Below are 26099 nucleotides of genomic sequence, written 5' to 3'. Positions count from 1 at the left end.
GATCCATACAATGCCACGCAGGGAGTGAATCAACCCTGTCAATAAGCGAGTTGATCGTTACAGGTCGGTCAAGTCCGCCCGCCGGAGCGCGGCGGGCGGACTTGACCGGTGACGGCTAGCGGGCCGTCTCCTTCTCGTACGCACGGACGACCTCGTCGGTCGGCCCGTCCATCAGCAGCTCGCCGCGCTCCAGCCACAGCACCCGGTCACAGGTGTCGCGGATGGACTTGTTGTTGTGGCTGACGAGGAAGACGGTGCCGGCTTCCTTGCGCAGCTCGCGGATGCGGGCCTCGGAGCGCTTCTGGAAGGAACGGTCGCCGGTGGCCAGCGCCTCGTCGATCATCAGCACGTCGTGGTCCTTGGCCGCGGCGATGGAGAAGCGCAGCCGGGCCGCCATGCCGGAGGAGTACGTCCGCATGGGCAGCGTGATGAAGTCGCCCTTCTCGTTGATGCCCGAGAAGTCGACGATGGACTGGTAGCGCTCGCGGATCTGCTCCCGGGTCATGCCCATCGCCAGCCCGCCGAGCATCACGTTCTTCTCGCCCGTGAGGTCGTTCATCAACGCCGCGTTGACACCCAGCAGCGAGGGCTGGCCGTCGGTGTAGACCTTGCCCCGCTCGGCGGGCAGCAGCCCGGCGATGGCCTTGAGCAGGGTGGACTTGCCGGAGCCGTTGGAGCCGATGAGGCCGATGGCCTGGCCCCGGTAGGCGGTGAAGCTGACGCCCTTGACGGCGTGCACCTCACGGACACCGGCGTCCGGCTTGCGCTTGATGATCCGGTTCAGGGCGGCGGTCGCGCTGCCCCGGCCGGTGCTGCCCCCGTAGACGCGGTAGACGATGTGGACGTCGTCCGCGATCACGGTGGGGACGCGGCTCGACGCCGCCGCCTTGTCGGCACTGTTCTGATCAGCCACGGCCGTACTGCTCCTCAGCCTTCCAGAAGTACACGAAGCCCCCGAGACCGAGCAGCAGTGCCCAGCCGAGCGCCAGCGCCCAGACGTGCGGCGGCAGCTTGTCCGCGCCGTAGCCGTCGATCAGCGCGAAGCGCATGAGGTCGATGTAGACGGCCGCGGGGTTGGCCCCGAGGACGTCGATCACCCACGCCGGGGCGTGGGCCTTCTCCAGCTGGGTCGTCATGCTGTACATCACGCCGGACGCGTACATCCACGTCCGGGTGATGAAGGGCAGCAGCTGCGCCAGGTCGGGGGTCTTGCTGCCCGCGCGGGCCATGACCAGCGCGAGACCGGTGTTGAAGACGAACTGCAGCACCAGCGTCGGGATGATCAGCGCCCACGACGGCTTCGGGAAGTGCCCGAAGCCGATCAGGATGAGGAACAGCACGCTCATGGAGAAGAGCAGCTGCTGGAGCTGTTGCAGCGCGAAGGAGATCGGCAGTGCCGCCCGGGGGAAGTGCAGGGCACGTACCAGGCCCAGGTTTCCCGCGATCGACCGGACGCCGGCCATCGCCGAGGTCTGGGTGAAGGTGAAGACGAAGACACCCGTGACCAGGAAGGGGATGTAGGTGTCCGTCCCCATGTCCCCGTGGGCACCCATCAGCACGCCGAAGATGAAGAAGTACACCAGGGCGTTGAGCAGGGGCGTGGCCACCTGCCAGACCTGTCCGAGCTTCGCCTTGCTGTACTGCGCCGTCAGCTTCGCCCGGGAGAACGCCACGATGAAGTGACGCCGGTCCCACAGCTGCCGCGCGTACTCCCCCAGCCCGGGCCGGGCACCGCTGACCGCCAGGCCGTACTTCTTGGCCAGCTCGGCGGCGGGGAGTCCGTCGTCGGGTGACGGTGGGGCACTCAGGGCGACCGCACTGTCGTGCGTTGTCTCGCTCACAGTTGACACTTTCGTCCTCAAGGTGCGCTGCCGGGGCGGTGCCCCGGGCAGCGCCCGATGCTCTCAGACACGAGCTTGTCAGATCACGGGAGGGCGACCCAGTCGGGTCAGGCGCCAAACGGTACGCCACTTCATGGGGCGCCGTGGACCGCAGGGCGTCGTCCACCCCTCCTTGAAGCCGCCCAGCCAGGCGCGCAGCGCGGGCGGCGACGGCCGCCGGGCCAGCGTCAGCAGCAGCCACACCCCGAGGTAGACCGGGACGAGGGGGGCCGGGAGATTGCGCCGGGCCAGCCAGACCCGGTTGCGGGCCACCATGCGGTGGTAGACCGCGTGCCGGCTGGGGGCCGTGGTCGGGTGGTGCAGCACCATGTCCGACCGGTAGTCGATCATCCAGCCCGCGTTCAGGGCCCGCCACGCGAGGTCGGTCTCCTCGTGCGCGTAGAAGAATTCGTCCGGCAGCCCGCCGACCTCGGCGAAGACCTTCGTGCGGACCGCGTTGGCGCCGCCGAGGAAGGTCGTCACCCGCGAGGACCGCATCGGGTCGGCCGCCCGCAGCCGCGGTACGTGGCGGCGCTGGGTGACCCCGGTGTCGGGGTCGGCGATCCGGAAGCTGATGATGCCCAGCTTCGGATCGGCGGCGAACGCCTCACGGCACAGCTCGGCGGTGTCCTGGCCGGGCAGGTGGCCGTCGTCGTCGAGGAAGAGCAGCACGTCGACCTCGCGGCCGCCGGGTCCGAACGCCTCGATGCCGACGTTGCGGCCCGCCGGGATGCCCACGTTCTCGGGCAGCTCGACGGTCCGTACGGTCAGCCCCGGCACGTTCAGCTCCGGCAGCGGCGAGCCGTTGCCGACGACGACGACCTCGATGGCCTCGCCCTGCTGCTTGGCGACGGAGTCGAGCAGCGCGCGCAGTTCCTCGGGGCGGTTGCCCATGGTCAGGACGACCGCGCCGAGCCTCGTCGGGGCACTCACTTGAGCCTGCTCGAAGCGAGGATGGACACGAGGTGGAGCAGCGTCTGCACGAGGGCGATGCCCGCGAGGACGGCCACGCCGAGGCGCGAGAAGAACAGGTCGCCCCTGACCGTGTCCAGGACCGCGAGGAAGAGGATCAGCAGCGACGCCTCGATCCCGAGGATGAGGCGGTGGAACTTCAGCGCGGCGGCGGCCTTGCGGGCCAGTGCCATGCCGGACGACCGCGGCTCGGACGCCGCCTCCTTGACCGGCGGGAGCCCGCCCTGGTGCCGGGCGACGCCGACGAGGTCGGTCTCGGCCTTGATCAGGATGGCGCCGAGCGCGGCGAGGGTCCCGAGGAAGGCCCACAGCCAGTCGATCCGGCCGGAGCCCCACAGGTCCGCGGCGCGCAGACCGAAGCCGACCAGCACCGCGGCGTCGCACAGATAGGCGCCGACCCGGTCCAGGTACACGCCGCCGAGGGAGAACTGCTTCTTCCAGCGGGCGACCTCGCCGTCGACGCAGTCCAGCAGCAGATAGAGCTGGACCATCAGCACGCCGAGCACGGCGCCCGCGATCCCCGGCACCAGCAGGGCCGGAGCGGCGAGGACGCCGAAGACGGTCATCAGGTAGGTGAGCTGGTTGGGCGTGATCCGGGTGTTCACCAGATGCCGGTCGCAGCGCAGCGAGATCTCTCGCATGTACAGGCGACCGGCCCAGTGCTCACCGCTGCGCCGGTCCTTGACCCCTGCGGGGTGGACGACCGGGCGGAGTTCAGCGACTGACGGTTTTTGCATAGTCGGCGTATGCGTCCCTGATCTGGTCGGTGGAGAGGTCGAGGTGTTCCAGGATCGTGTAGCGCCCGGGGCGGGTCTGCGGGGCGTACTCGACGGCCTGGACGAACTCCTCCGTGGTGAAGCCGATCTCCTGCGGTGTGACCGGCAGCCCGTGCCTGCGCAGCACCTGGACCATCAGCGCGGACTCCTCGCGGGCACCGCGCAGGTACATGGCGAAGGCCGCGCCGAGGCCGCACTGCTCGCCGTGGCTGGCGGCGCGCTTGGGGAAGAGCAGGTCGAAGGCGTGGTTGATCTCGTGGCAGGCACCGGAGGCCGGGCGGCTGTCGCCCGCGACCGACATCGAGATGCCGGTGAGCACGAGGCCCTCGGCGAGCACCTGGAGGAAGCCGTCGTCGCCGACGCCGCCGGGGTGGCGGAGCACGGCCTCGCCGGCCTGCCGGGCGATGGCGGCGGCCAGGCCGTCGATGTCCTCGCCGCGCTCGCGGTGGGCGAGCTCCCAGTCCGCGACGGCGGAGATGTTGGAGATCGCGTCGCCGATGCCGGAGCGCACGAAGCGGACCGGGGCCTCACGGATGACGTCGAGGTCGATCACGACGGCGATCGGGTTCGGCACACCGTAGGAGCCGCGGCCCGCGTCGTTGTCGAGGGTCGCGACGGGCGAGCAGAGACCGTCGTGCGAGAGGTTCGTCGCGACGGCGACCAGCGGCAGGCCGATCCGCGCCGCGGCGTACTTCGCGCAGTCGATGATCTTGCCGCCGCCGAGGCCCACGACCGCGTCGTAGCGCCCGGACTTCATCGCGTCGCCGAGCTTGATGGCGTCGTCGAGGGTGCCGCCGCCGACCTCGTACCAGGAGGCGCCGGGCAGCGCCGGGGCGAGCCGCTCGCGCAGCTTCGCCCCGGAGCCGCCGCTGATGGCGATGGCCAGCTTGCCGGAGCTGGAGATCCGCTGATCGGCGAGGATCTTCGCCAGATCGTCCAGCGCTCCGGCACGGATGTCGACGACGACCGGCGAGGGGATGAGCCTCGTCAGTACTGGCACGCGATCTCCCGGCCCTTGGCGAGGTCCTCGTGGTTGTCGATCTCGACCCACTTGACGTCGCCGATCGGCGCGATGTCGATCTTGAAGCCGCCGTTGACGAGCTCCTGGTAGCCGTCCTCGTAGTAGAGGTCCGGGTCGCGCTCGAAGGTGGTCTTCAGCGCGGCGGCGAGCTCGGCGCCCGCCTCGGCCTCGATGAGGGTGACACCGATGTACTCACCGGTGGCCTCGGCGGGCTCCATGAGCTTGGTGATCTTCTGGACGCCCTTGGCGGGGTCCACGACGACCTTCATCTCCTCGTCGGCGAGCTTCTTCACCGTGTCGAGGGCGAGGATGATCTTCTGGCCCTGGCCGCGGGCGGCGAGCAGGGTCTTCTCGACGGAGACGGGGTGGACGGTGTCGCCGTTGGCGAGGATCACACCGCGGCCCAGGACGTCACGCGCGCACCACAGGGAGTAGGCGTTGTTCCACTCCTCGGCCTTGTCGTTGTCGATCAGGGTGAGCTTGAGGTTGTACTTCGCCTCCAGCGCCTCCTTGCGCGCGTACACGGCCTCCTTGCGGTAGCCGACGACGATCGCGACCTCGGTCAGGCCGACCTCGGCGAAGTTGCCGAGCGTGAGGTCGAGGACGGTGATCGACTCCTCTTCCCCCTCGGGGCCGACCGGCACCAGAGCCTTGGGCAGGGTGTCGGTGTAGGGGCGCAGACGCCGTCCAGCGCCGGCTGCCAGCACGAGGCCGATCATGCGGGTTCTCCTGTTTCGTCGTGTACTGCGGGGGCCCCGGAGGACACCCAGAAGCGGATGCTCTCGCTGAGCACCGCGAGCGCGAGGGCGGCCGCGAGGACCGTCAGCGCGATGGTGAAACCTTGGTTGTGCCACAGGGCGGCGGCGATCGTGACCGCCAGGACGCGTCCTTCGTGGCCGCCGATCGCCCGCACCAGCCAGTGCGGGGGCGCGCCACTGCCGCCACGGATGCGGTACACCGTGTCGTAGTGATGGTAGGCGACCGCGGCCACGAGGCCGAAAGCCGCGGGCAGGGCACCGTCGATGCCGGACTTGGCGGCGAGGAGCAGGATGATCCCGTATTCGGACGCCCGGAAGAGCGGCGGTACGAGCCAGTCGAGGGGGCCCTTGAGGGGGCGGGCGACGGCGCAGCCGGCGAAGACGGCGTACACCCCGGCCTGCAGGACGGCCTGCCAGGTGCCGGCGGTGCCCGCGAAGAGCGGGCCGACGAACAGCGAGGCGGTGGCCAGCAGGGCCCACAGGGGGGCCGTGTAGGCGCCGGGGGGGAAGGTGGTGCCCACGGTGCGGCTCGCGAGCTCGGCGACCGGGCCGGAGTCGGCGAGGTCGGCCAGCGCCCGGGCCGCGCGGTCCGTGCGGTGCGCCTTGCGGGTCAGCGAGCGCAGCACCCGGCCGGCCGTGGTGTAGCAGGCGGCCAGCGCGCAGCCGGCGAGCAGCACGTAGAAGACGGTGCGGGGCGTGGTGAACGCGGTCAGGACCGCGATCAGGGCCCAGCGCTCGCCGATGGGCAGCACGATCATGCGGCGCGCCCAGACCGTCCAGCCGACGCTGTCGAGCTTGTCGGAGAGGGCGGCGGTGGGGCTGGTATTGGCCGTGGCGTCGTGGTTCGCCTCGTTGAAGGAGAAGTCGACGACGTGCCGGCAGGTCTGCAGGACCATGGCGCCGAGCGCGAGGGCCCAGACGTCGTCGTTGCCGCCGCCGTGGGCCGCGCCGATGGCGAGGCCCGCGTAGTAGGCGTATTCCTTGGCGCGGTCGAAGGTCGCGTCGAGCCAGGCGCCGAGCGTGGAGTACTGCAGGGAGTAGCGGGCGAGCTGGCCGTCGGTGCAGTCGAGCACGAACGAGAAGATCAGCAGCACGCCGGCGGCGACGAAGCCGGGCCGGGTGCCGGTCGCCGCGCAGCCGGCGGCGATGAGCGCGGTGAGCAGTGAGGCGGTCGTCACCTGATTGGGGGTGAATCCGCGCCGGGCGCACCAGCGGGCGAGGTAGCGGGAGTACGGGCTGACGCAGTAGGTGGTGAAGAACCCGTCGCGGGACTTCACGGCGGTGCGCAGCCGTACGGCCTCGTCGTCAACCGCGGCGACGTCCCCTTCGGCCTTCGCACGCACGTCGGCGTCGGCGGGGACGGTCGCGACGAGCACCCCGAGGTCGGGGCGGTGCACGCCGACGCCGTCGGCTTCCAGCCGGGGCGCGAGGGCGTCGGGCAGGTTCGCCCCCGGCTCCGCGTCCGTGACCGTGGCGAGCGCGCGGGTGAGCGCGCCGCGCGCCTCGGGCTGCGCGGTGAGCGCGCCCTCCACCGCCGCCGCGGGGAAGCGGGGGTCGGTCAGGGCCAGACGCAGGGCGTGGAGGTGGCCGACGAAGCGGGCATCGACGAGGGCGACCCGCTCGGCCGCCGGGACGGCGGCCAGCGCCGCCGCGGTGCCGGCGGCGTCGGCCGCCGCGCGCACATCGAAGCCCAGGGACCGCAGGTCGTCCTCGAGGGAGGAGCCGACGGGCGGCAAACCGGTGAGGATGGCGGTCGACAGACGAACTCACTCCTTGGAAACGGACGTGGCCGCTCTTCGCGTCCGCGGGGGCGGCCGAGCAGCGGTGTGGCGCGGCAGGGCCCCGTCGGGGGCGGCGTGCGGCACGTCGGCAGAGGCTATCGGATCACCGGAGGCGGTCGTTCACCGCCGTTCGCCCGGCCGGCGAACCCTGGACTGGCGGCGCGTTGTGCCGCCTGCGGCGGCGAGCGCCCTGCGGGCGCGTCCTCAAGCGCCGGACAGGCTTGATGGGGCTGGCCTCAGTCGCCGGCCCGGGCGGCGGATGTGGTCGGCCTCAGCCACAATCAGCCCGTCCGGCGCACGAGGACGACCGCCGCGCAGCGGTGGTGCGAAACGGCACCGGCCGCGAGGCCGGCTCGCACGACCCGCCGGACACGGCCTAGGGTGCCCGTCATGACGTGGCTGATCACAGGCGGAGCCGGATATATCGGGGCGCACGTTGCGCGGGCGATGGTGGAGGCCGGAGAGCGGGTGGCCGTGCTGGACGATCTGTCCAGCGGCGTGGCGACCCGGCTGCCGGAGGAGTGCACGCTGATCCGGGGGTCGGTCCTGGACCGCGCGGCGCTGGACCAGGCGTTCGGGGACCTGGACGTGACGGGGGTGGTGCACCTCGCGGCGAAGAAGCAGGTCGGGGAGTCCGTCGAGAAGCCGCTGCTGTACTACCGGGAGAACCTGCACGGCCTGACGCGGCTGCTGGAGGCCGCGGTCGACGCGCAGGTCGCCAGTTTCGTCTTCTCCTCCTCCGCGGCCGTCTACGGCATGCCGGACGTGGACCTCGTCACGGAGGAGACGCCCTGTCTGCCGATGAACCCGTACGGGGAGACGAAGCTGGCGGGCGAGTGGCTCGTCCGGGCCACCGGGGCGGCCCACGGGATCTCCACGGCCTGTCTGCGGTACTTCAACGTCGCGGGCGCGGCCGAGCCGGAGCTCGCCGACACGGGGATCTACAACATCATTCCGATGATGTTCGACCGGCTCACCCGGGGCGAGAGCCCCCGGATCTTCGGGGCCGACTACGACACCCCCGACGGCACGTGTGTCCGTGACTACATCCACATCGAGGACCTCGCCACCGCCCATCTGGCCGCGGCCCGCCGGCTCGCCGAGCGGCCGGGCGCGGGCGATCTGACGCTGAACGTCGGCACCGGGCGGGGGGTGTCGGTGCGGGAGATGGCCGATCTGATCGCCTCGGTGACCGGCTACACCGAGCCCGCGCCCGTCGTCGAGCCGCGCCGTCCGGGTGATCCGGCGCGTGTCGTGGCCTCGGGCGAGCGGATCGCGAAGGAGCTCGGCTGGAGCCCCGCGCACGACGTGCGCGCCATGGTCACCTCCGCCTGGGAAGGCTGGTGTCTGCACCACCCGGAGGCACGTCGTCGCTGATCAGCCGCTCGGAGCATCACCGCAGGTCAGAGGCAATGACAACGGTGTTCAGTGCCGCGTTGCCAATACCCCCCTCCCGTAGTTCACTGAAGCCTCGGCCGACGCCCGTCGGCCGTGCGTGCGACGGTTTCGGGAGGCGGCATTCATGGGCGCAGGGCACGACCACGGCCACTCGCACGGAGCACCGCCGCCGGGTACGAGCGGCACCGCGGCCGCCGCGTACCGGGGGCGGCTGCGGATCGCGCTCGGCATCACGCTCACGGTGCTGGTCGCGGAGATCATCGGGGCCGCGCTGACCGGTTCGCTGGCGCTGCTCGCGGACGCCGGGCACATGGCGACGGACGCGGTGGGGGTCTCGATGGCGCTGGTGGCGATCCACTTCGCCAACCGGCCGGCCAGCGCGCGGCGCACCTACGGCTACGCCCGCGCCGAGATCCTCGCGGCGCTGCTGAACTGTCTGCTGCTGCTGGGCGTGGGCGGCTACATCCTCTTCGAGGCCGTCGACCGGCTGATCAATCCGACGGACGTGCCGGGCGGCATGACGGTCGTCTTCGGTCTCATCGGCATGGTGGCCAACGTCATCTCGCTGGCCCTGCTGATGCGCGGCCAGAAGGAGAGCCTCAACGTCCGCGGGGCGTTCCTGGAGGTGCTCTCGGACGCCCTGGGCTCGCTGGCCGTGGTCGTCTCGGCCCTGGTGATCATGGCCACCGGCTGGACGCAGGCGGACCCCATCGCCTCGCTGGTGATCGGTCTGATGATCGTGCCGCGCACGCTCAAGCTGCTGCGCGAGGCGCTGGACATCCTGCTGGAGGCCGCGCCGAAGGACGTCGACATGGACGAGGTCCGGGCGCACATCATGGCGCTGCCGGGGGTGATGGACCTGCACGACCTGCATGTGTGGACGATCACATCCGGCATGCCGGTGCTCTCGGCGCACGTGGTGGTGGACCAGTCGGCGCTGGAGACCGGCGGTCACGAGAAGATGCTGCACGATCTGCAGGGCTGCCTGGGCGAGCACTTCGACGTGGAGCACTGCACGTTCCAGCTGGAGCCCAGCGGACATGCCGAGCACGAAGCCAAACTCTGTCACTGACCGCGGGGGCGCGTACGGCAGACTTGTGGACCGAAGACCGACAAAGAGGATGGTCAATGCCGATCACATCAGCCGAGGGCTCCGCCGACTCCGTATCCGCCGCTGAACCGATCATGCTGGAGCTGGTCGACGAGAACGGCAGAACCATCGGTACCGCCGAGAAGCTCTCCGCCCATGTCGCGCCGGGCAGACTGCACCGCGCGTTCTCGGTCTTCCTCTTCGACGACCGCGGCCGGCTGCTGCTGCAGCGCCGGGCGCTGGGGAAGTACCACTCCCCTGGTGTCTGGTCGAACACCTGCTGCGGCCATCCGTACCCCGACGAGCCCCCGTTCGTCGCCGCGGCCCGCCGCACCGGCGAGGAGCTGGGTCTGGCCCCCGCGCTGATGCGGGAGGCCGGCACCGTGCGCTACAACCACCCCGATCCGGCCTCGGGCCTGGTCGAGCAGGAGTACAACCACCTCTTCGTCGGGACCGTGACGGCCGAGCCGCACCCGGATCCGGAGGAGATCGGCGAGACGGCGTTCGTCACCCCGGCCGAGCTGGACGCGCTGATGGCGGAGTATCCCTTCTCCGCGTGGTTCATGACCGTGCTCGACGCCGCCCGGCCGGTGGTGCGGGAGATCACCGGGGACGCGGCGGGCTGGTAACCGTCGCGAGGAGCGGCAGGGCGGCCCAGACCACCTTGCCGCCGCTCGCGGTGTGCTCGACGTCGCACCGGCCGCCCGCCTCCTCCGAGATGGTCTTGACCAGCAGCAGTCCCCGGCCGCCGGTGCGGTGGTCGTCCGCCTCCAGGGGCTTGGGCCGGTAGGGGTGGTTGTCCTCGACGGCCACCCGCACCCAGTCCGGGCCGAGGGAGACCTCCACGGCCACCTCCGGGGAGAGCAGCGCCGCGTGCTGCACCGCGTTGGTGACCAGCTCGGAGACGATCAGCAGCAGCCCGTGCAGCAGATCACCCGGCAGCCGTACGCCCTGGTGCCGGAGCAGATCGCGGACCGCGTGCCTGGCCTGGGGCACGGAGGAGTCGAGCGCGGGGGCGGTGAACCGCCAGGTGCCGTCGAATTCCATCGGTCTCCGGAGCGGGGCGGCCTGCCCCGGTTCGGGCGGGACGCTCCCGAGGATTTCCATGTCCGATACCAACCCCTCACCGTGGCTGTGCCGCATCCACGAGTGTTGGGGAATGCAAAGGTCCACACCTGCGCACTGTGTAGAAATCGGCACTTATCGATGGCATTTGATCGAGCACGCGGCAATGGGGTGCCCGGGTGACCGATTCCGGTCGCCGTGTTCCGCGTTCCATGAACGATGCGGAATATCAGACTCCGAGTCAGCCCGGGGGCGTGCTGGCCGCCGGGCCCGCTCCCCCTCTGCCCCCGTGCCCCTTTTGCTGCCCCTCCTGCTCCACCAGGCTCACCACGCGGCGCCCGCCCACCCCGATCGCGATCAGCCCGAGGCCGTCGAACAGCAGCGCGAGGGAGAAGAAGGTGCCGATCACATAGAGGCTGCTGTGCGGCCAGTCGGCGAGCACCAGAACGCCCAGCAGCACCCCGAAGGCACCCTGCACCAGCGTCCAGCCGAACTGTGGGCCGCGCACCACCAGACCGCCCGCCAGCCGGAACACCCCGCCGGCCAGGAAGAGCAGCGCCGCGAACATCGTCAGGGCCTCGGCGGTGCCCTCGGGCTGCCGGATCACCACCACGCCCGCGGCGAGGTTCAGCGCGGCGACCACCACGGCCAGCCAGAAGAAGTTGCTCTGCCGCGACTGGAAGGCGTGCAGCAGTCCGACGAGACCGCCCACCAGCAGCAGCCAGCCGAAGAGGATCATGGTGGTGAGGGTCGCGAAGCCGACGTAGAGCAGACCCACCACTCCCGCGACGACGAGCACCGCGCCCAGCAGCGCGAGCCGGCCGAAGCTGCGGCTCAGTGCGCGGTGGGAGCCGGCCCGCCCGTCCTGTCGCCTGCGGGCTCTGGACATCAGCGCCTCCTCGTAGCGCCCCCTGTCCGGATCATAGGCCGGATCGCATGATCGCGCCCGGATAGCATCCGGCCATGGAGCCCGCACTGCATCTGGACACCGCCGACGGTGTCGCGACCGTCCGCATCGCCAACCCCGCCAAGCGGAATGCCATGACCACGGACATGTGGCGGGCGCTGCCCGGACTGCTCGCGGAGTGCGCGGCCGACCCGGCCGTCCGCGTCCTCGTCCTGACCGGCGAGGGGGACACCTTCTGCGCGGGCGCGGACATCGCCACCCTGACCGAGGGCGCCGAGGCGTCGCGGGATCTGGCGGTCGCGGCCGAGGAGGCCCTCGCCGCGTTCCCCAAGCCGACGGTCGCGGCCGTGCGGGGGCACTGCGTGGGCGGCGGCTGCCAGCTCGCGGCCGCCTGCGACCTGCGGTTCGCGGCGGAAGGGGCGTCCTTCGGCATCACCCCGGCGCGGCTGGGGATCGTCTACGCGGCGTCGTCCACCCGGCGGCTGGTGGAGCTGGTCGGCCCGGCGGCGGCGAAGTACCTGCTCTTCTCCGCCGAGCTGATCGACACCGACCGCGCGCTGCGGACGGGCCTGGTGGACGAGGTGTGGCCGCGGGACGCGCTGGACAAGCGGGTGGCGGAGTTCGCCCGGGTGCTGGCCTCGCGGTCGCAGCTGACCCAGGCGGCGGCGAAGGAGTTCGCGGCGGGGGCACGGCCCGGGGAGGAGCGGCTCGCGTACTGGGCGGAGCAGGCGCGCGGCAGCGGTGACACCGCCGAGGGGGTCACCGCCTTCCTGGAGCGCCGGGCGCCGCGCTTCGGGTGGACCGTGGGACGGCCGCGCTAGCCGGCGCCCCCGGGGGTCTCGCGGCGGGCCCGGGAGGGCCCACCCCGCCCTACCACCCTTACCAACTAGTAGGTAACGTGCGGGACATGACCACTCTGCCCGAGCGCGCCGGTCGGCGCTGCCACAACGTTGTCAACACCGTGCACTCCGCCCTGTACTTCTCGCCGGACCTGCGGGACGAGCTGGGCCGGCTCGGTCTCCAGGAGGGCGCCTACTTCGCCGGACGGGGCGCCGCCCTCGGCCGGGTCGGGGCGGGCACCATCACGGCGACCTTCTACAACTTCAAGCACGAGCTGGTGGCCGGGTTCATTCCGCGGCTGTGGGACGTCGCCTCGCCGCAGGACGTCCTCCAGGCCCGGCTGCGGGCCTGTGACAGCATGATGCGTCGGCTGCTCGGCGACGACGTCGTGGCCTCCCCGGAGATGGCCGAGGCGGCCGAACTCGCGCTGCGCGCCACGGAGGGCTGCAGCCGCTCCGCCCGCCCGCTGTACTCCGCGCACGCCGATCTGCCGGTGCCGGACGCCCCGCACCTCGCCTACTGGCACGCCGCCACGCTGCTGCGCGAGCACCGCGGCGACGGGCATCTGATGGCGCTGGCCGCGGCGGGCGTCGGGCCGGTGGAGGCGATCGTCGGCCACGCCGCGAGCGGCCAGGGCATGTCGGAGAAGTGGCTGCTGGCCACGCGCGGCTGGAGCGAGGAGGAGCTGGCCGCGGGGCGGGAGCGGCTGCGGGAGAGCGGACTGCTCGACGCGGAGGGGAAGTTGACGGAGGCGGGCGTCAAGCAGCGCGAGGACCTGGAGGACGAGACGGACCGGCTGGACGCGGGGCCGTACGAGCACCTGGGCGCGGCGGGCGTGGAGCGGCTCACCGAGCTGGGGACGGTCTTCGCGACGGCCGTCGTCAAGGCGGGCGCGTTCCCGCCGGACCTGCGCGGCTGAGGCCCCCTTCCCCGATCCGGGCCGCCCGCCGCCGCGTGGAGAGCAACGCGCGGCGGCGGGCGGCGCTGTCGGCGGTACCTGCCACAATGCAGATCGCAGCTCGAAGAGAAAGCGGAGCGTGATCGTGACGGCAGCTGGTGCGTCGACCGAAGGCAGGATCGCAGGCAGGATCGCCGAGGAGCTCGGCGTGCGGGAGCGGCAGGTGAAGGCGGCCGTCGACTTGCTCGACGGCGGGTCGACCGTGCCGTTCATCGCCCGTTACCGCAAGGAAGCGACCGAGATGCTCGACGACGCGCAGCTGCGCGCCCTCGAGGAGCGGCTGCGGTACCTGCGGGAGCTGGAGGACCGGCGGACGGCGGTCCTGGAGTCCGTGCGGTCGCAGGGCAAGCTGGACGAGGCGCTGGAGGCGCGGATCCGCGAGGCGGACTCCAAGGCGCGGCTGGAGGACATCTATCTGCCCTTCAAGCCCAAGCGGCGCACCAAGGCGCAGATCGCGCGGGAGGCCGGGCTGGAGCCGCTGGCGGACGGGCTGCTGCGGGACCCCGGCGTCGAACCCCTCGCCGCGGCAGCGGCCTTCGTGGACCCCGGCAAGGGCGTCGCCGACGCGGCCGCCGCGCTGGAGGGCGCGCGGGCCGTGCTGACCGAGCGGTTCGGGGAGGACGCGGACCTGATCGGGGAGCTGCGCGAGCGCATGTGGTCGCGCGGGCGCGTGGCGGCGAAGGTGCGGGCCGGCAAGGAGGAGGCGGGCGCGAAGTTCGCCGACTACTTCGACTTCGCCGAGCCCTTCACCGAGCTGCCCTCGCACCGGGTGCTGGCGATGCTCCGGGGCGAGAAGGAGGAAGTCCTCGACCTCACCCTGGAGCCGGAGGAGCCGCGCGAGGACGGCGGCCCGAGCAGTTACGAGCAGGCGATCTCCCGGCGGTTCGGCATCGCCGACCGGGGCCGGCCGGGTGACAAGTGGCTGGCCGACACCGTGCGCTGGGCCTGGCGCACCCGCGTCCTGGTCCACCTCGGCATCGATCTGCGGCTGCGGCTGCGGCAGGCCGCCGAGGACGAGGCGGTCCGGGTCTTCGCGGCCAACCTGCGGGACCTGCTGCTCGCCGCGCCCGCGGGCACCCGCGCCACGATGGGCCTCGACCCCGGCTTCCGTACGGGCGTGAAGGTCGCCGTCGTGGACGCCACGGGCAAGGTCGCCGCGACCGAGACGATCTACCCGCACGTCCCGCAGCAGAAGTGGGACGCGTCGCTGGCCACGCTGGCCCGCCTCGCCCGCGAGCACGACGTGGAGCTGATCGCGATCGGCAACGGCACGGCGTCGCGCGAGACGGACAAGCTCGCGACGGATCTCATCGCCCGGCAGCCGGAGTTGAAGCTGACGAAGGTGATGGTGTCGGAGGCGGGGGCGTCGGTGTACTCCGCGTCGGCCTTCGCCTCGCAGGAGCTGCCGGACCTGGACGTGTCGCTGCGCGGCGCGGTGTCGATCGCCCGGCGGCTCCAGGACCCGCTGGCCGAGCTGGTCAAGATCGACCCCAAGTCGATCGGCGTCGGGCAGTACCAGCACGATCTGTCCGAGGTGAAGCTCTCCCGCTCCCTCGACGCGGTCGTCGAGGACTGCGTCAACGGCGTGGGCGTCGACGTCAACACCGCTTCCGCGCCGCTGCTCTCGCGCGTCTCCGGCATCAGCGCGGGCCTCGCGGAGAACATTGTCGCCCACCGCGACTCCAACGGCCCCTTCCGGTCCCGCCGGGCGCTGAAGGACGTGGCCCGGCTCGGCCCGAAGGCCTACGAGCAGTGCGCGGGCTTCCTCCGCATCCGCGGCGGCGACGACCCGCTGGACGCGTCCAGCGTGCACCCCGAGGCGTACCCCGTGGTGCGCGCGATGATCAAGTCGACGGGCGGCGAGGTCGCCTCCCTCATCGGCAACACGACGACGCTGCGCTCGCTGCGCCCGGCGGACTTCGTGAACGACTCCTTCGGCCTGCCGACGGTCACGGACATCCTGCGGGAGCTGGAGAAGCCGGGCCGGGACCCGCGTCCGGCGTTCAAGACGGCGACGTTCAAGGACGGCGTCGAGAAGATCGGCGATCTGACGCCGGGGATGCTCCTGGAAGGAGTCGTCACCAACGTGGCCGCCTTCGGTGCCTTCGTGGACGTGGGTGTCCACCAGGACGGGCTGGTGCATGTGTCGGCCATGTCGAAGACGTTCGTGAAGGATCCGCGGGATGTGGTCAAGCCGGGCGACATCGTGCGGGTGAAGGTCATGGACGTCGACATTCCGCGCAAGCGGATTTCACTGACGCTCAGGTTGGACGACGAGTCGCCGTCCGGCGGCGGGGGTGCGGGCGGGCCTGCGGCCCGCGAGCCGCGCGGCCCCCGCGGTGGCGCCCGCGGCGCCGACCGAAGCGGCGACCGCCGCGCCGCCCCGCAGCAGCGCCGCGGCGGCACGACCCCCCGTGAGGCGGCTCCCCCGGCGAACGACGCGATGGCGGACGCCCTCCGCCGAGCGGGGCTGTTGAACCCGAAGCGGTAGCCCTGGCCGGACGCGCGGCCGCCGACGGCGTCCGGCCCCGGCGGTGGAGACCGGCGGTGACGGGCGGGCAACCGCATCAGGTGCTGGTCGCTCCTACGGGGCTGGAGCGGTCCGGCCGCTGGTCCGTACGGGGGTCGGCTGCCGCGGGGTGGGTGGCGAGGTGGTGCTGGAGGCGGGCGTGGCGGAACTGGTAGACGGGGCCGATCCGGCGGAGGATGCCGAGCTGGTGCGCGTCGGCGAGGAACGCCTGCGGTCGCCAGGGGAGCTTGCCGCGCGCGGCCAGGAGCAGACGGGCGATCGTGTAGTGGGGCCAGGAGTGAGCGGCCAGGGCGGTGGTGAGACCGATGATCGCGCAGTGGAAGAGACCGACGACGGCCGCGAACCCAGTGGTACGCAGCGGATCGGACGGGGCCCAGGGCCCGGCCCGCATGGCACCGTCGGGAATGTTGAAAACCACCGCGCAGGCCACTCCGCCGATGACCGAAACCAGGCGGTCCGCCTGAATGGAGGACATGGCCGTCGCCACGTCATCAGCGGTGGACGGGCCCCGGACCCAGTCCAGGGCGGCCAGGCCGATGCCCGCCACGGTGCCGATCGTCAGCCCCCATGGCATGGTCCCGGACGGAAGGACGTCTTCGTACCCGGCCATCGCGTAACTGAGGAACAGCGTCTCGGTGATGGCGGCGACGCCGACGACGAGTACGAGTGCCCGGACCAACTGTCTGCGCCAGCGTCGCCGCGCGGGGCGGCTCCGGCTCGGTGTTCGGGGAGGGGACGGCAGGCCGGCGCCCAGCATCACGAGCCACAGGGCGAAACAGAACAAGCCGATGGAGGCCACCATCAGCGCCGCGATCTCCGTCGCGGGAGCGCCGCGGTAGTAGTACCACGACGCGGGGGAATCACGAGACCGGCGGACAGCGCGACGAGGGCAGCCATGGCGGACGCACGGGTCAGGCTGCGTTCCCGCCGGGATATCAGGCCGCTGAGGCCCAGCATGGGCACGATGGCGAAGGATTCGAGCACCGACAGGGGGAACCACCGCAAAGCCTCCGGCCGTGACGGCACGTCCAGGACCGCCACCAGGAACGACGTGGTCAGCAGCAGTCCGGCGCACATGATCACGGCCCACGTCCCGGCGCGCCGCCATGGCCCGGCGAGGGCCGGAGTCCACTGGTACAGCCGCCACCACGCCAGATCGTAGGTGCCCTGGGCGTGCATCCCCGCCGCGAGACGGGCCAGGTAGTCATGGGCCTGCCGGGGGTCCCAGCTGCGCGCGGGGCACTGTCGCCGGGCACGGCGGAAGAGGGCCGGGACCAGCCCGCCGAGGAGGTGGCGCTCGATGTCGGCGGAAGTGGGGAAGCGTTCCGTGTCGGCGAGTTCCACGGGGTCGTTGTCGTGGTCGGCGTAGACGGACCGGGCCAGGGCCACCATCAGCGGGCTGGTGAGGGCCTGGGCGGCAGGGGCCTGCGGCCGGCGGTCGAGGTGCTCCGCCAGGGCGGTCCAGCCGTCCTGACGGCGGGAATCCGGCGGCGTGGCCAGCCTCAGCAGGTCGAGGGCGTCGCTGGTGCGTACGGGCGCGGGCTCCAGGACCGCCGCTCCGGTCAGGACGCCGCTCTCCGCCACCGCGCGCACGTAGTCGGCGGTGCGGCAGGTGAGAACGAGCGGGGTGTCGGACGGCAGGGTGTCGTTGAGGGAGGCCAGTGCTGCTGCCCGGCTTCGTTCGGGGAGTTCGTCGAGCCCGTCGAGTACGGGGATCAGGCGGTGCTCGGTGAGGAGGTCCTCGATGACACTGGCACCGTAGTTCTCGGCGTCGGCCATGGCCGGGTAGTCCGCGGCGATGCGGCGGCGCAGCCAGTTCCCGGCGCTCTCGCGCGCGGGGTCGAAGGAGGACAGCGAACAGAGCACCGGTACCGGGTCGCCGGTGGTGCGCGTGCGCAGCAGGGCGAGCATGAGCAGGACGGCGAAGGTCGTCTTCCCCGATCCTCCCGGTCCCAGAACCACCAGTCGGCGGCGTGCGAGTGACCCGAAGGCCGTGGCCAGTTCCTGCGGGTCGCCGGCCCGGCAGACCACTGCGGTGCCCACCAGCTGACGGTGGTCCGACACTCCTGGGTGGGAACAGTCGGACCAGACCAAAGGCAGCGGCGCCGGGTCGTACAGCTGCCGGAGAACCGCCTCTTCCTCCCACTGCCGGCGGACCGTACGGGCCAGCACCTCCGCGGCGTCCGCGACTTGCTCACTGCTGGAGTGCGCACGGCCCCTGCCGGCCCGCCAGGCCCACGCGGACAGCACTCCGAACAGGGCGATGACCGTGCCCAGCACCGCGGCGACGGCAGAGAGCCGGTCAGGGTCCCGCAGCGGCCACACCCATAACAGCCCACACGCGACCGCGGCGCACAGCGCCCAGGTCATCATCCATCGCCGGCCCATACGAGTGAAACGACGCGCGATCGGCCGCAGTTACAGGTGCGGCCTTCGGTCTTCCGTTCTCACGGGGGTGCTGTGGAGCTGCGCATGCGCGGCGCGTCAGCGCTCCGCGATGCGGCCCGCCGCTACTTCGATGCGGCGCGTCGTGTGGACCGCTTCGAGCATGCGACGGTCGTGGGTGACCAGGAGCAGCGTGCCGTTGTACGAGTCGAGTGCCGATTCCAGCTGCTCGATGGCCGGCAGGTCGAGGTGGTTGGTGGGCTCGTCGAGGACGAGGAGGTTGACTCCGCGGGCCTGGAGGAGTGCCAGCGCGGCGCGGGTGCGCTCGCCCGGGGAGAGCGTCGCGGCCGGGCGGAGCACATGCGCGGCCTTGAGGCCGAACTTGGCGAGCAGGGTACGGACGTCGGCCGGCTCCAGTTCCGGTACGGCCGCCTCGAACGCCGCCAGCAGGGCCTCGTCGCCGAAGAACAGGCCGCGCGCCTGGTCCACCTCGCCCACCACGACGCCCGGGCCCAGCGTCGCGCCGCCCGCGTCCAGCGGCAGCCGGCCGAGCAGTGCCGCGAGGAGCGTGGACTTGCCCGAGCCGTTGGCGCCGGTGATGGCGACCCGGTCCGCCCAGTCGATCTGGAGGTCGACGGGGCCGAAGGTGAAGGAGCCCCGGCGTACCTCGGCTCCGCGCAGGGTGGCCACGACCGCGCCCGAGCGGGGCGCGGCGGCGATCTCCATGCGCAGCTCCCACTCCTTGCGCGGCTCCTCGACCACGTCCAGCCGCTCGATGAGCCGCTCGGTCTGCCGGGCCTTGGCCGCCTGCTTCTCGGTCGACTCGGCGCGGAGCTTGCGCCCGATCTTGTCGTTGTCGGTGGACTTGCGACGGGCGTTGCGGACGCCCTTCTCCATCCAGTTCCGCTGGGTGCGGGCGCGGTCCTCCAGCCCGGCCCGGGTGTCGGCGTACTCCTCGTAGGCCTCGCGGGCGTGCCGACGGGCCGTTTCGCGCTCCTCCAGGTAGGCGGTGTAGCCGCCGCCGTAGAGGGTGACCTGCTGCTGGGCGAGGTCGAGTTCGAGGACCTTGTTCACCGTGCGGGCGAGGAACTCGCGGTCGTGGCTGACGAGGACCGTGCCGGCGCGCAGTCCGGTGACGAAGTTCTCCAGGCGGGCCAGGCCGTCCAGGTCGAGGTCGTTGGTGGGCTCGTCGAGGAGGAAGACGTCGTAGCGGCTGAGCAGCAGCGAGGCGAGCCCGGCGCGGGCGGCCTGGCCGCCGGAGAGGCTGGTCATGGGCCGGTCGAGGTCGACCGTGAGGCCGAGGGAGCCCGCGACCTCCGCCGCACGCTCGTCGAGGTCCGCGCCGCCGAGGTCGAGCCAGCGGTCGAGGCCCGTGGCGTACGCGTCGTCCGCGCCGGGCGTGCCGTCGACGAGCGCCTGGGTGGCGGCGTCGAGCGTGGCCTGGGCCTCGGCGACCCCGGTGCGGCGGGCGAGGAAGGCCCGCACGGTCTCGCCGTCGCGCCGGTCGGGCTCCTGCGGAAGGTGGCCGACGTTCGCGGTGGGCGGGCTGAGCCGGAGGCCGCCCGCCTCGGGGGTGTCGAGGCCCGCGAGCAGGCGCAGCAGTGTCGACTTCCCGGCGCCGTTGGCCCCGACGAGACCGATGACGTCACCGGGCGCGACGACGAGGTCGAGCCCGGAGAAGAGGGTGCGGTCGCCGTGTCCGGCGGCGAGGTCCTTGGCGACGAGAGTGGCACTCATAAGACCTTCGACTTTAGCCGCTGGGCCGGGCGCTCCCGAACCGGATTTCCCCCGGCCCGCCGCTCACCCGCCGACCCTGGCCACGCGAACGTCCCCGAAGGTGCGCGCCACCAGATACGCCCCGGCCTTCGCCCGCTTTCCCAGGCGTCCGTCGAGGGGCACCGTGTGCGGGCCCGGTTCCAGGCGGGCGTCGAGGAGGTCGTAGGCGCGGACCCGGTGCAGGCGGTCCAGCCGGTAGCCGGTCAGACGGACCCGGCAGGCGGCGGACACCTCGACGCGGGCGTCGGCCGTGGTGGCGGTGAGAGCGGTCAGCGGGCGCCGGTCGTCGGGGGTGCGCTGGAGGGCCTGCTCGATGCGGGCCACGAGGAGCGGGACGATGGGCGCGAGGGGTTCGACGAGGACGGCATCGGATCCCGCGGCCGCGAACGCGGCGCGGACGGCGGCCCGCTCGTCCTCACCGACCGCCGGGTCGAAGGCCACGGCCCCGTACGTCCGCAGTTCCTCCGCGGCCGCGCCCGCCGCGTCGCGGGTGATCTCGGCGCCGACGCCGATGGACCGCAGGGCCGCCGCGAGCCGGGCGAGCACGGCGGCGCGGCCGCCGACCAGCAGGACCCGGCGGGCGGCCGTGCGGTGGGCGCCGTCGGCGAGGAGCCGTTCCAGCGTGGCGCGGTACGCGTCGGCCCGGAAGCGGAAGGGGCCTATGCCGGGGTAGCCGTCGCGGGCGAGGTCGGGGCTCTCGTCGGTCTGCCAGGCGAAGTCCCGCCAGACGATGTCGGGGCCGTCCCGCTCGATCACGGCGGTGACCGCCCCGCACGCCAGGCCCTCGCACTCGGGGCAGCCGTAGAGCACGTACCGTCCGTCGGCGAGCGGGGGGTCGGCGTCCAGCAGCAGTCGGCGGACGTGTGCGGTGAAGATCGACGGGCCGAGGTCGGCGGCGAGCGGGGAGACCGCGTCGACGTCGGCGAGGCGGGCCAGCAGGGCCCGGCCGTCGACGATGAAGTCCAGGAAGTCCCGGTGCGCCTGGTACCCGCCGTCCGGCAGCACACCGCCGGCGCGCGTCGCCGGCGCCAGCCCGAAGGTCGCGTACTCCGCCATGCCCGCAGTATTCCCCCGCGTGTGCCGCTTCGAGCCCGCCGCCGGGGATTTCGCGGGTAGCGTCGCCGCATGGCGAGTGATGTGATCGTGATCGGTGCCGGGGTCATAGGTCTGACCAGCGCGGTCGTGCTGGCCGAGCGCGGGCGGCGGGTCGAGGTGTGGAGCCGGGAACCGTCCGTCGACACCACGTCGGCGCTGGCCGGGGGGCTGTGGTGGCCGTACCGCATCGAGCCGGAGGCCGCGGCCGGGGAATGGGCGCTGCGGTCGCTGCGGGAGATGACCGAGCTGGCCGGGCGGCCCGCGGAGACCGGGGTGCGCATGGTCGACGGCATCCAGGCGGAGGTCGGCCTGGGTGAGCTGGGCCCGTGGGCGGCGCGGGTGCCGGGGCTGCGGGCGGCCGCACCGGAGGAGTTGCCCGCGGGGTACGGGCACGGGCTGCGCGCCCGCACCCCGTTGCTGGACATGCCGGTCCATCTCGGCTATCTGCACCGGCGATTGGCCGCCGCCGGCGGCACGGTCACCGCCCGCACGGCCGGCTCCCTGGCGGAGGCGGGCCGCGCGGCGGCGACCGTCGTGAACTGCACCGGGCTCGGCGCCCGTGATCTGGTGCCCGACCCGGACGTGCACCCCGTGCGGGGGCAGATCGTCGTCGTCGACGCCCCGGGCGTGACCGAGTGGTTCGTGGCCGCCGCCCAGAACGCCGCCGACATCCTCTACGTACTCCCCCAGCCCTACGGTGTGGTGCTCGGTGGCACCGCCCTGGACCATGTCTGGGACCGTACGCCCACGCCCGTCACCGCCGAGGCGATCGTCGCCCGCTGTGCCCGGGTGTACCCCGCTCTCGCGCACGCGCCCGTCCTGGCGCACAAGGTGGGGCTGCGCCCGGCCCGGTCCCGGGTGCGGCTGGAGGCCGCCCGGCTGCCGGGCGGGGCGCGGCTGGTCCACAACTACGGTCACGGCGGGGCCGGGGTCACGGTCTCCTGGGGCTGCGCCCTGGCGGCGGCGGAGCTGGCCGAGGGCTGACCGTGCCGTTTGCTCCGCCGGTCCCCGGCCTACGGGCCGTCGTGCCGTTTACTCCGCCGGATCCCCGGCTGCCCGCCGTCTTGCCGCCTGCGGCGGCGGGCGCCCTGCGGGCGCGTCCTCAAACGCCGGACGGGCTTGGTTGTGCCACGCCTACGGCAAGTGGTCGAGGGCCGGGATGCCCAGGCCGCGCGCCGGGGCGACCGGCGTCGGCGGCCGGCCGTCGTGCGTCCCCGCCGTCGCCCGGGCGAAGGCCGCGTAGCCGCCGACGAGCGGGAGCCGGGCGGTGGTGCGGCGCAGGTCCACCGTCAGTCGCGGGGTGGTGGAGGCGGGTTGGAGCAGACCCCGGTCCGTGCCCGCGACGATCAGCGCCAAGCGGTGGCCCGCCGGGACGACATGGTCGCTCGCGGCCAGGTCGAGGGTGATGGTGTACGGCTTGCCGGGGGTCAGCGGGCGGCCCTGGGCGAGGTTCGCGTGATGCCCCAGGTCGGCCCAGCCCCGGCTGAAGACCGTGTGGCCGACCTGCGCCGTTTCGGCCTCCGTGCGCTTGTAACAGGCGCTGTCGCCCGCGCCGGTGCTGCCCCAGCAGGTGCGGTCGTCGAGGGTACGGATGCCCTCGCCGTAGGCCGCGTAGTCGCGGATGCCGGCCGGGCCGAGGTCGACGAGGACGGCCGAGAGGTGGGCGGAGGTGGTGGACGGGGTGACCGTGAGGCTCACCCGGGAGGAACCGGACAGCCGCAGATCACGGGTGAGCGGTTTCGTGACGAAGCCGGCCTTTTCGGGGGTGGCGGTGTCGATGCGGTCCGCCCAGTCGCGCTCGCTCTTCGCGGGGTCGTCGGTGAACACCTCGGTGGCGCCGCGCGGCGCGGGTGCGAGGCCGAGGGTGCCGACGCCCGGGGCGGTCCCGGGTGCGGGGCGCAGGGTGGTCGTGGCCGTGGCGCGGGGCGGCCAGACGCGGTCGGTGCGCCATTGGTCGGGGGCGTGTTCGATGTCGGCCATCGGCTCGCGCTCGACGCCGTTGTCGTAGCCGAGGAGGTAGTGGTCGAACCAGCGGTGCAGGGTGGAGACCCAGGCCTCGCGGCGGAAGTCGAACGGGTCGACGTGCCCGGTCTGGGAGAGCCAGAGCTTGCGTTCGACGCCGTTCTCGGCGAGGGCGTCCCACCACTGGCCGAAGTGCTTGGTGCGGACGTTGAGGTCCTGCATGCCGTGGACGGCGAGGACGCTGGCGCGGACCCGGTGCGCGTCGGGGACGTAGTCGCGCTCGCTCCACAGAGCGGTCCAGTCGCCGTTGCGCGGTGCGCCCTCGACGAGCCGGCGCTGTACGGACTGGCAGCGGCCGCGTGCCTCGGGGCTCTCGACGCGGTGCGCGAGCCCGTCGGGGCCGCTGCCGAAGAGCGCGGCACCCTTGGCGAAGTAGTAGTCGTACCAGGAGCTGATAGCCCCGATCGGGACGATCGTCTCCAGGCCCTCGACGCCGGTGGCGGCCACGCCGTTGGCGATCGTGCCGTCGTAGCTCTTGCCGATCATGCCGACGGCGCCGGTGGTCCAGTCGGCCGGGGCGGCGTCGGTGCCGGTGCGGGTGCGGTAGCCGTGCGCACGGCCGTTCAGCCAGTCGACGACGGCCTTGGCGGACTGGATGTCGGAGCGGCCGCCGACATCGGTACAGCCGTCGGAACGATTGGTTCCGGCGAGGTCGACGAGGGCGACGGCGTAGCCGCGCGGTACGAAGTAGTTGTCGTAGTACAGCGGGAAGCCGACGGGGGCGCCCTGCTCGTCGTAGGTCTTCTTCTGGCTCTCGTTGCCGCGTCCGCAGCAGGAGTAGTAGGGGCTGGCGTCCATGACGACCGGCACCCGGCGGCCGCGTTCGGCGGCTTCGCGGGGGCGGATGATGTCGACGGCGACCCGGTCGGTGCGGCCGTCCCCGTCGCCGTCGAGGGCGATGTCGACCCATACGGTCTCGCGCACGGCGCGGTCGTAGGAGTAGACGGGTCTGCTCTGCCCGCCCCGTGGTCCGCTGTCCGGGGCGGGCGCGGCGTGCGCGGCCGGCGGCAGCGGGACGAGTACGGCGACCAGGGCGGCCAGGGCCGCGACGACGAACGTTGTCACAGGTATGCGGGTGTCCCGCGCGCGTTTGGGCACGGCCGGACCGTAGCGTGAGTCAACTGCCGTACAGAAGGGGCGGGAGCACTCGGACCGGGACTCACGAGGTGGCCGGGATCGCACTGATGACAGCCGCGTGTCGATCACATGTCGGGATAAGCCATGGACATGGTGCCGTGCACAGTGAGTACATAGGGTGCGAGTGATTGATCGTTCTCCCGATCGTTCTCCCTTACGAGTTGGAGGATTCGTGCGTCACAGACTCATCGTTCCGAGTGCGGCCGCCGCCTGCCTGCTGCTGGCGATCCCGGCGTCGGCAGCCGACGCCACGCCGGGGGCACCGGGCGTCGGAGACTCCTACTATCCGGCCGCCGGCAACGGCGGGTACGACGTGTCCCACTACGACCTGCGGCTGAAGTACCAGCCGAAGACGGACAAGCTGGAGGGCACGGCGACGCTGATCGCCACCCCCACCCAGACGTTGTCCCGCTTCAACCTCGACTTCGCGCTCGATGTGAGCGAGGTGCTGGTCAATGGCAAGAAGGCGACGTTCGCCAAGTCCGGCTCCCACGAGGTGGAGGTCACCCCCGCCGCCCCGCTGGAGAAGGACAAGCAGATCAGCGTGGTCGTCCGCTACAGCGGCGTGCCGTCCCAGGTGAAGGTCGACGGATCCACGGCCTGGCTGCGCACGCCGGACGGCGCGGCCATCGCGGGCGAGCCGGAGGGCTCGATCTGGTGGTTCCCGAGCAACGACCACCCGACCGACAAGGCCACGTACGACATCTCCGTGTCGGTACCGGACGACGTCCAGGCGATCAGCAACGGCGTCCTGGCGTCGAAGAGTTCGAAGCTCGGATGGACGCGCTACAACTGGCGCGCCACCAAGCCGCAGGCCACGTATCTGACCACCCTCGCGGTCGGCAGGTTCGACATCACGACGGACACCACGACCAACGGTCTGCCGGTCGTGAACGCCTACAGCAAGGACCTGGGCGACAACGCGGCGTCGGCGAAGGCCAGCGTCGAGCGCACCACCGAGGTTCTCGACTGGGGCGGCAAGGTCTTCGGCCCGTACCCGTTCAACGCGGCCGGCGGCTATGTGCCGAACGTGCCGACGGGCTACGCGCTGGAGACCCAGACCCGTCCGTTCTACAGCCCCAAGGGCTTCGCGAACGGCGCGAACGTCTCGCTGGTCGTGCACGAGCTGGCGCACCAGTGGTTCGGTGACAGCGTCTCGGTGAAGAACTGGCGCGACATCTGGGTCAACGAGGGCTTCGCGACGTACTCGCAGTGGCTGTGGTCGGAGAAGGAGGGCGAGGGCACCGCCCAGGAGCTGGCCGACTACATCTACACCTCGATCCCGGCGGACAACGCCTTCTGGAAGGTCAAGCCGGGCGACCCGGGTGCGGAGAACCAGTTCCACACCGCCGTCTACAACCGTGGCGCGGTCGCCCTCCAGGCGCTGCGCAACACGGTGGGCGACAAGACGTTCTTCGCGATCCTCAAGGACTGGACGGCGGCGAACAAGTTCGGCAACGCCTCGGTCCAGGACTTCGTGAAGTTCGCGGAGAAGGCGTCGGGCAAGCCGCTCCAGAAACTCTTCGACACCTGGCTGTTCACCACGTCGAAGCCCTCGAAGGCGAGCGCGGCGAAGGCGGGCATCGGCAAGGCCGCCGCCACGGGCAAGGCGGGCAAGGGCGTGTCGGCCGACGGGTCCGGCAAGGTCGCCGAGCCCAAGTCGTGGAAGAAGATCCAGTCCGCGCAGAGCGCGCACAGGCACTGATCC

22 protein-coding genes are annotated in these 26099 nt (G+C 72.2%); 8 read left to right on the top strand and 14 right to left on the bottom strand.

Features of this window, described 5'->3' with window-relative positions:
- Positions 1–115: 115 nt before the first annotated feature.
- From JO379_RS28125 to JO379_RS28095, 7 genes are all read right to left on the bottom strand, one after another.
- Positions 116–913, bottom strand: a complete 798-nt coding sequence (locus JO379_RS28125; protein ID WP_130881380.1) for an ABC transporter ATP-binding protein — start codon at positions 911–913, stop codon at positions 116–118.
- Entirely contained in the window at positions 906–1841 is a 936-nt protein-coding gene (locus JO379_RS28120) for an ABC transporter permease (protein WP_130881381.1), read from the bottom strand. The genes JO379_RS28125 and JO379_RS28120 overlap by 8 nt, the downstream gene beginning before the upstream one ends.
- 78 nt (positions 1842–1919) lie before the next feature.
- Positions 1920–2774: a glycosyltransferase family 2 protein gene (locus JO379_RS28115; RefSeq protein WP_207304070.1), complete on the bottom strand. Its 855-nt coding sequence runs from the start codon at positions 2772–2774 to the stop codon at positions 1920–1922.
- 35 nt (positions 2775–2809) lie between these two features.
- Positions 2810–3589 carry a CDP-alcohol phosphatidyltransferase family protein gene (locus tag JO379_RS28110; RefSeq protein ID WP_130881383.1) on the bottom strand — a complete coding sequence of 260 codons (780 nt, stop codon included), beginning with the start codon at positions 3587–3589 and terminating at the stop codon, positions 2810–2812.
- Positions 3567–4628: an iron-containing alcohol dehydrogenase family protein gene (locus tag JO379_RS28105; RefSeq protein WP_130881384.1), complete on the bottom strand. Its 1062-nt coding sequence runs from the start codon at positions 4626–4628 to the stop codon at positions 3567–3569. The genes JO379_RS28110 and JO379_RS28105 overlap by 23 nt, the downstream gene beginning before the upstream one ends.
- The gene (locus JO379_RS28100; RefSeq protein WP_130881385.1) at positions 4616–5368 is read right to left on the bottom strand and encodes a phosphocholine cytidylyltransferase family protein; all 753 of its coding nucleotides are present in this window, start codon (positions 5366–5368) and stop codon (positions 4616–4618) included. The genes JO379_RS28105 and JO379_RS28100 overlap by 13 nt, the downstream gene beginning before the upstream one ends.
- Positions 5365–7167 (bottom strand): DUF5941 domain-containing protein, encoded by a 1803-nt coding sequence (locus JO379_RS28095; protein ID WP_209518926.1) that lies wholly within the window; start codon positions 7165–7167, stop codon positions 5365–5367. The genes JO379_RS28100 and JO379_RS28095 overlap by 4 nt, the downstream gene beginning before the upstream one ends.
- Positions 7168–7578: 411 nt before the next feature.
- Between JO379_RS28095 and galE the strand changes: the two genes are divergently transcribed.
- The 3 genes from galE (at position 7579) to idi (ending at position 10305) form a co-directional block, all read left to right on the top strand.
- On the top strand, positions 7579–8565 hold the full coding sequence (galE, locus tag JO379_RS28090; RefSeq protein ID WP_130881387.1) for a UDP-glucose 4-epimerase GalE: 987 nt from the start codon (positions 7579–7581) through the stop codon (positions 8563–8565).
- Positions 8566–8710: 145 nt separating this feature from the next.
- A complete protein-coding gene (locus JO379_RS28085) occupies positions 8711–9658 on the top strand; it encodes a cation diffusion facilitator family transporter (protein ID WP_130881388.1) in 948 nt (315 codons plus the stop codon).
- A gap of 56 nt (positions 9659–9714) precedes the next feature.
- Positions 9715–10305 carry an isopentenyl-diphosphate Delta-isomerase gene (gene idi, locus JO379_RS28080; protein WP_130881389.1) on the top strand — a complete coding sequence of 197 codons (591 nt, stop codon included), beginning with the start codon at positions 9715–9717 and terminating at the stop codon, positions 10303–10305.
- On the opposite strand, the gene JO379_RS28075 is transcribed toward idi, so the two are convergent.
- Positions 10280–10783, bottom strand: coding sequence for an ATP-binding protein (locus tag JO379_RS28075; RefSeq protein ID WP_209517538.1), 504 nt, complete (start codon positions 10781–10783; stop codon positions 10280–10282). The two genes, idi and JO379_RS28075, sit on opposite strands and share 26 nt — an antisense overlap.
- A 199-nt stretch (positions 10784–10982) precedes the next feature.
- On the bottom strand, positions 10983–11630 hold the full coding sequence (locus JO379_RS28070) for an HdeD family acid-resistance protein (protein ID WP_209517535.1): 648 nt from the start codon (positions 11628–11630) through the stop codon (positions 10983–10985).
- A gap of 74 nt (positions 11631–11704) precedes the next feature.
- On the opposite strand from JO379_RS28070, the gene JO379_RS28065 reads away from it, so the two are divergent.
- From JO379_RS28065 to JO379_RS28055, 3 genes are all read left to right on the top strand, one after another.
- Positions 11705–12469 carry an enoyl-CoA hydratase/isomerase family protein gene (locus JO379_RS28065; RefSeq protein ID WP_130881392.1) on the top strand — a complete coding sequence of 255 codons (765 nt, stop codon included), beginning with the start codon at positions 11705–11707 and terminating at the stop codon, positions 12467–12469.
- An 86-nt stretch (positions 12470–12555) separates the two neighbouring features.
- Positions 12556–13407 (top strand): SCO6745 family protein, encoded by an 852-nt coding sequence (locus JO379_RS28060; RefSeq protein WP_130881393.1) that lies wholly within the window; start codon positions 12556–12558, stop codon positions 13405–13407.
- 118 nt (positions 13408–13525) lie between these two features.
- A complete protein-coding gene (locus JO379_RS28055) occupies positions 13526–15937 on the top strand; it encodes a Tex family protein (RefSeq protein WP_207304043.1) in 2412 nt (803 codons plus the stop codon).
- A gap of 76 nt (positions 15938–16013) precedes the next feature.
- On the opposite strand, the gene JO379_RS33995 is transcribed toward JO379_RS28055, so the two are convergent.
- The 4 genes from JO379_RS33995 to JO379_RS28035 all read right to left on the bottom strand — a co-directional run bounded on the left by JO379_RS33995 (position 16014) and on the right by JO379_RS28035 (position 21193).
- Complete coding sequence (locus JO379_RS33995) at positions 16014–16778, bottom strand: hypothetical protein (protein WP_209517533.1); 765 nt, start codon at positions 16776–16778, stop codon at positions 16014–16016.
- Positions 16778–18364, bottom strand: a complete 1587-nt coding sequence (locus JO379_RS28045; protein WP_209517531.1) for an NACHT domain-containing protein — start codon at positions 18362–18364, stop codon at positions 16778–16780. Before JO379_RS28045 ends, JO379_RS33995 begins: the two co-directional genes overlap by 1 nt.
- Positions 18365–18460: 96 nt before the next feature.
- Complete coding sequence (locus tag JO379_RS28040) at positions 18461–20098, bottom strand: ABC-F family ATP-binding cassette domain-containing protein (protein ID WP_130881395.1); 1638 nt, start codon at positions 20096–20098, stop codon at positions 18461–18463.
- A 63-nt stretch (positions 20099–20161) separates the two neighbouring features.
- Positions 20162–21193, bottom strand: coding sequence for an oxidoreductase (locus tag JO379_RS28035; RefSeq protein ID WP_209517529.1), 1032 nt, complete (start codon positions 21191–21193; stop codon positions 20162–20164).
- A gap of 69 nt (positions 21194–21262) precedes the next feature.
- Between JO379_RS28035 and JO379_RS28030 the strand changes: the two genes are divergently transcribed.
- Entirely contained in the window at positions 21263–22216 is a 954-nt protein-coding gene (locus tag JO379_RS28030) for an FAD-dependent oxidoreductase (RefSeq protein ID WP_209517527.1), read from the top strand.
- 150 nt (positions 22217–22366) lie between these two features.
- Here JO379_RS28030 and JO379_RS28025 read toward each other — a convergent pair whose 3' ends face one another.
- Positions 22367–24352, bottom strand: coding sequence for a Xaa-Pro dipeptidyl-peptidase (locus JO379_RS28025; RefSeq protein WP_209517525.1), 1986 nt, complete (start codon positions 24350–24352; stop codon positions 22367–22369).
- Between the two features lie 211 nt (positions 24353–24563).
- Here JO379_RS28025 and JO379_RS28020 point away from each other — a divergent pair, with 211 nt between their 5' ends.
- A complete protein-coding gene (locus tag JO379_RS28020; protein WP_130881399.1) occupies positions 24564–26096 on the top strand; it encodes a M1 family metallopeptidase in 1533 nt (510 codons plus the stop codon).
- The last annotated feature ends 3 nt before the right edge of the window (positions 26097–26099 follow it).

Origin of the sequence: Streptomyces syringium (genome assembly GCF_017876625.1) — a bacterium.
Classification (GTDB): domain Bacteria; phylum Actinomycetota; class Actinomycetes; order Streptomycetales; family Streptomycetaceae; genus Streptomyces; species Streptomyces syringius.
The sequence above is the reverse complement of the archived record's forward strand: the minus strand, read 5'-3'. Positions and strand labels throughout refer to the sequence as shown.

Coding starts and splice junctions, on each gene's coding strand:
- JO379_RS28115 (WP_207304070.1), bottom strand. CDS start 2,774: ATGGGCAACCGCCCCGAGGAACTGCGCGCGCTGCTCGACTCCGTCGCC.
- JO379_RS28110 (WP_130881383.1), bottom strand. CDS start 3,589: ATGCAAAAACCGTCAGTCGCTGAACTCCGCCCGGTCGTCCACCCCGCA.
- JO379_RS28100 (WP_130881385.1), bottom strand. CDS start 5,368: ATGATCGGCCTCGTGCTGGCAGCCGGCGCTGGACGGCGTCTGCGCCCC.
- galE (WP_130881387.1), top strand. CDS start 7,579: ATGACGTGGCTGATCACAGGCGGAGCCGGATATATCGGGGCGCACGTT.
- JO379_RS28085 (WP_130881388.1), top strand. CDS start 8,711: ATGGGCGCAGGGCACGACCACGGCCACTCGCACGGAGCACCGCCGCCG.
- idi (WP_130881389.1), top strand. CDS start 9,715: ATGCCGATCACATCAGCCGAGGGCTCCGCCGACTCCGTATCCGCCGCT.
- JO379_RS28075 (WP_209517538.1), bottom strand. CDS start 10,783: ATGGAAATCCTCGGGAGCGTCCCGCCCGAACCGGGGCAGGCCGCCCCG.
- JO379_RS28070 (WP_209517535.1), bottom strand. CDS start 11,630: ATGTCCAGAGCCCGCAGGCGACAGGACGGGCGGGCCGGCTCCCACCGC.
- JO379_RS28065 (WP_130881392.1), top strand. CDS start 11,705: ATGGAGCCCGCACTGCATCTGGACACCGCCGACGGTGTCGCGACCGTC.
- JO379_RS28060 (WP_130881393.1), top strand. CDS start 12,556: ATGACCACTCTGCCCGAGCGCGCCGGTCGGCGCTGCCACAACGTTGTC.
- JO379_RS33995 (WP_209517533.1), bottom strand. CDS start 16,778: ATGGTGGCCTCCATCGGCTTGTTCTGTTTCGCCCTGTGGCTCGTGATG.
- JO379_RS28045 (WP_209517531.1), bottom strand. CDS start 18,364: ATGGGCCGGCGATGGATGATGACCTGGGCGCTGTGCGCCGCGGTCGCG.
- JO379_RS28040 (WP_130881395.1), bottom strand. CDS start 20,098: ATGAGTGCCACTCTCGTCGCCAAGGACCTCGCCGCCGGACACGGCGAC.
- JO379_RS28035 (WP_209517529.1), bottom strand. CDS start 21,193: ATGGCGGAGTACGCGACCTTCGGGCTGGCGCCGGCGACGCGCGCCGGC.
- JO379_RS28030 (WP_209517527.1), top strand. CDS start 21,263: ATGGCGAGTGATGTGATCGTGATCGGTGCCGGGGTCATAGGTCTGACC.